Here is a 4317-nt window from a genome sequence, read left to right on the forward strand (position 1 = left end):
CAGCAGCTTGAACAGGAAGCGGTCCCGCTGGGCCTCCGGGAGCGGGTAGACGCCCTCGTTCTCGATCGGGTTCTGGGTGGCCAGCACCAGGAACGGGTCCGGCAGCGGGTAGCGCTGGCCGCCGAGGGAGACCTGGCGCTCGGCCATCACCTCCAGCAGCGCCGACTGGACCTTGGCCGGCGCCCGGTTGATCTCGTCGGCGAGCACGAAGTTGGCGAAGACCGGGCCGAGCTCGGTGTCGAACCGCTCCGAGCCCGGACGGTAGATCCGGGTGCCGATGATGTCGGAGGGCACCAGGTCGGGAGTGAACTGCAGGCGCGCGAACGTCCCGCTGACGGTCCGGGCCAGGGTTTCCACGGCGAGGGTCTTGGCAACGCCGGGCACCCCTTCGAGCAGGCAGTGGCCACGGGCCAGCAGGCTGACCATCAGCCGCTCGACCATCCGTTCCTGCCCGACGATGACCCGCTTGACCTCGAACATCGCCCGTTCGAGCGCGGTGGCGTCGGCGGCCGGTGTGGGTGCCGAACCCAGCTCGGTCATGTGTCTCCTCGCACTGGTTCCCTTTCGGTGCGCCCGCACCGTTCCTGAGCGCCCGTCCGGGTCGCGCCAGCTCGGTCGCGCGTTGTGTTACCAGCCACGGTAGCCGAGCAAGCTGTGGCCCGGCTCAGCCGCCGAGCGCGGCCCGGCGGCGGTCGCGCCACGCTCACTGCCCGATCGGCTTCCGGCCGTACCTCAGCTGCCGTCCGTAGGTGCGTGTGATACCCACAGGTCGTTCTGGCGACCGCTCGGTATTACACAGGACCAGGCACCGGGGCGGATCAGCCGCCGGACCGAGGCAGATCAGCCGCCGGCCCCAGAGGCCGGGGTCAGCCGCCGATCGCCGACATCGGCCGTTCGGGCTGCCGGAAGCCGGGGGCGTTGATGCCGTGCCCGGCGGGCTTGGCCCGCACCGCCTGCCGGATCAGCTCGGCGAGCTCGGCGTCATCGGCGCCCCCGCGCAGCGCGCCCCGCAGGTCGGTCTCCTGGTGGCCGAACAGGCAGGTGCGCAGCTGGCCGTCGGCGGTCAGCCGCAGCCGGTCGCAGTCGCGGCAGAACGGCCGGGTCACCGAGGCGATGATGCCGACCCGGTGGTGGCCGCCGTCCAGGACCGGCGCCCAGTCCGCGCGACCCGGGCCGTCCAGCACCTCGAACTCCTCGGCCGGGGCGTGCCCGCGGTGCCCGACCGGGCGCAGCCGGAAGGACCGTCCGAGCAGCTCGAGCACCTCGTCGGCGGTCACCATGTCGGCCAGCGTCCAGCGGTGGTCGGCGTCCAGCGGCATGTGCTCGATGAAGCGCAGCTGGTAGCCGGCCCGCAGCGCCCAGGCCAGCAGCTCCGGCGCCTCGGCGAGGTTCTCGTCCCGCATCAGCACCGCATTGACCTTGACCGGGGTCAGCCCCGCCGCCTGGGCGGCCGCGAGGCCGGCCAGCACGTCGGCCAGCCGGTCGCGCCGGGTCAGGGTGTGGAACCGCTCCCGGTCCAGGGTGTCGAGGGAGACGTTGACCCGGTCCAGGCCGGAGCGGGCCAGCTCCTCGGCCCGGTCGGCCAGCGCCAGCGCGTTGGTGGTCAGCGACAGCTCAGGCCGCGGCTGCAGCCCGGCCAGCCGGCCGACCAGCCCGGCCACCCCGGCCCGGACCAGCGGCTCGCCGCCGGTCAGCCGGATGGTGCGCACCCCGAGCCCCAGGAACACCGAGGCCAGCCGGACGATCTCGTCGTCGGACAGCACCGCCCGGGCCGGCAACCAGGCCAGGCCCTCGGCGGGCATGCAGTAGGTGCAGCGCAGCGAGCACTTGTCGGTGAGCGAGATGCGCAGGTCCTCGGCCCGCCGGCCGAACGCGTCGAGCAGCACGGCACCGGACGCGAATTCGGTCGCAGACTCGGTCGCCGGGCTCATCAGTTCAGCCTAGACGCTGCTGGCCGTCCCGGACGCTCTCCGTATGTGCCCCGGGTGCCGGCCGGCAGGCCGGGCCAGGAACTCGGGTCAGCGAATGATCAGGGCTGATCAGGACTGATCAGGTCAGTGGCCGGGTGGCGCCGATGTAACCCCAGGACACCTGGTCCCACGGGGTCACCCGGACCACGTCGCCGGAGTGCGGCGCCTGCACCACGTTGCCGCCGCCGATGTAGAGGGCCACGTGGTGGATCGCGTCGAGGCCGCCGTCGGACCAGAACAGCAGGTCGCCGGGCATGAACTGGCCGGGCTGCGGGTGGAACGAGCCGGACCAGTACTGCGAGGCCGCGAAGTGGTCCAGGTACTCCCCCTGCGGTGCCCAGGCGTACATGGTCAGGCCCGAGCAGTCGAAGCCGAACACCTGGCTGTCGTGCGCGCCGTCGGTGCCGGGCGAGTCGACCCCCCAGGTGGGGCCGTTGTAGTTGCCGCCGGCCCAGGCGTACGGGGTGCCCAGCCGGCCCAGCGCGCGGTTGGCCGCCGCCTGGCCCTTGCTGGCCGTCCAGCTGCCCGACCCACCGGACGGCGGCGGGTTGTAGCCACCGCCGCTGCTGGTGCTGCCGCCGCTGTTGCCCCCGCCGCTGTTGCTGTGGCTCTGCTGCTGCTGTTGCTTCTCCTGCTCCCGGCGCTGGCGTTCGGCCTCGGCGCGAGCCCGCGCGGCGGCCTCCTCGGCCCGCTGCCGGGCCAGGGCCGCCTGCCGGGCGCGCTCGGCGGCGATCCGGGCCTGCTCCTGCTGGTAGGCGAGGTAGGCGGCCCGCTGGCCGTTCAGGGTGGCCAGCCGGCTCTGGGCGTCGGCCAGCTGCCGCTGGTAGCTCGCCTCCCGGGTCCGCAGCTGGGCGGCCAGCGCCTGCTGGTTGGCGTAGGCCTGCTGGGCGGCTTTCTGGGCGGCGGCGGCCTCGACGGCCAGCTTCTGCTTGAGCGCCAGCAGCGAGCGGGCTTTGGCGTCGGCGTTGGACTTGGCCACGATCGCCCGGTCCAGGCCGCTCATCGCGTCCAGCTGCCGGGAGGAGACGTAGTTGCGGTAGTCGCCGCTCTGCAGCAGCGCGTTCGGGTCGGTGGCCGACAGCAGCCCCACCGTCGCCGAGCCGAGAGACGGCGAGACGTAGCTGTCGTGGACGAACGCGGTCAGGTTGGCCCGGGCGGTCTCGATGCCCTTCTGGGCCGTCGCCACCGCGGTCTGGGCCTGGGCGGCCTGGGTCTTGGCCTGGTCGAGCTTGAACAGCGCGAAGGTGAACTTCTGCTCGGCCAATTCCACCTTGGCGTTCAGCGAGCGCAGCTGGGCCTGGGCCTGCACGATCTGGCCGGACAGCACCCCGACGGTGTTGGCAAGCGAGGCCTTGGCGGTGCGGGCCGCGTTCAGCTGGGCGTCGGACGGGTTGGGCGGCGGGGTGGCGCGTCCCGGGGCGGCGGCGTACAGCAGCGAGGCGGTCAGCGCGGTGACGCACAGCAGGCCGCGCACCGCCCGGCGAGGCCGGGCCACGGCTACCGCAGTGCCGCGCCGGGGCAGGCCGGCGTCGGTTCCGTGCCGGTCACCGGCCGCCTGCCGGGTGTTGCGCAACGCCGTCACCTTCCCTGCCGTGTCGATGCTGCCGGACAGCCTGCCACTTCAACCACATAAACGCCAATGGTCACGGCAGTCACATCCGTTTCAACACCTGACATGCGATGGCGGTGGACCCGTCTAAAGATCCACTCCGGTGCTCCTATCGGCCTACCGATGGGATCCCTTAGCGAGCGGTGCGGAACAATGGCAACACTGGGAAAAGCTGGGAATCGCCGAACCCGCAAAACATTGAGTAAACGCAGAGCAACACCGCACCCAGGGAGGACCACCGTGCCCGCAGGCCAGGAGAACAGCTTCGATGCCAAGGACCGGCTGCAGGTCGGTGACACCTCCTACACCTACTACCGGCTGGACCGGGTGCCGGGCTCGGACAAGCTCCCGTACAGCCTGAAGGTGCTGCTGGAGAACCTGCTGCGCACCGAGGACGGCCTCAACGTCACCGCCGAGCAGATCTCGGCGATCGCCGGCTGGCAGCCGCAGGCCGAGCCGTCCACCGAGATCCAGTTCAGTCCGGCCCGGGTGGTGATGCAGGACTTCACCGGCGTCCCGGCGGTGGTGGACCTCGCCACCATGCGCGAGGCGGTCGCCGAGCTCGGCGGCGACCCGGCCCGGATCAACCCGCTGGCGCCGGCCGAGCTGGTGATCGACCACTCGGTGATCGCCGACCTGTTCGGCGGCCCGGACGCCTTCGCCGGCAACGTGGACCTGGAGTACCAGCGCAACTTCGAGCGCTACCAGTTCCTGCGCTGGGGCCAGAGCGCGTTCGAC

General features: G+C 72.1%; 4 protein-coding genes. 1 reads left to right on the top strand and 3 read right to left on the bottom strand.

Going from position 1 to position 4317, the window contains the following annotated elements:
- From VLJ82_RS11125 to VLJ82_RS11135, 3 genes are all read right to left on the bottom strand, one after another.
- On the bottom strand, nucleotides 1-540 hold a 540-nt coding region (locus VLJ82_RS11125; RefSeq protein WP_408663417.1), incomplete at its 3' end, for an AAA family ATPase.
- A 326-nt stretch (nucleotides 541-866) separates the two neighbouring features.
- Nucleotides 867-1931 carry a GTP 3',8-cyclase MoaA gene (gene moaA / locus VLJ82_RS11130; RefSeq protein WP_408663418.1) on the bottom strand — a complete coding sequence of 355 codons (1065 nt, stop codon included), beginning with the start codon at nucleotides 1929-1931 and terminating at the stop codon, nucleotides 867-869.
- 118 nt (nucleotides 1932-2049) lie between these two features.
- A complete protein-coding gene (locus tag VLJ82_RS11135; protein WP_408663419.1) occupies nucleotides 2050-3552 on the bottom strand; it encodes an NlpC/P60 family protein in 1503 nt (500 codons plus the stop codon).
- A gap of 267 nt (nucleotides 3553-3819) precedes the next feature.
- Here VLJ82_RS11135 and VLJ82_RS11140 point away from each other — a divergent pair.
- Nucleotides 3820-4317: aconitase family protein (locus VLJ82_RS11140; RefSeq protein WP_408663420.1), on the top strand; the 498-nt coding region annotated here is incomplete at its 3' end.

This window comes from Jatrophihabitans sp. (assembly GCF_035474675.1).
Classification (GTDB): domain Bacteria; phylum Actinomycetota; class Actinomycetes; order Mycobacteriales; family Jatrophihabitantaceae; genus Jatrophihabitans_A.

What these genes read in the sequence shown, in the direction of transcription:
- moaA (WP_408663418.1), bottom strand. Translation starts at nt 1,931, where the DNA reads ATGAGCCCGGCGACCGAGTCTGCGACCGAATTCGCGTCCGGTGCCGTG.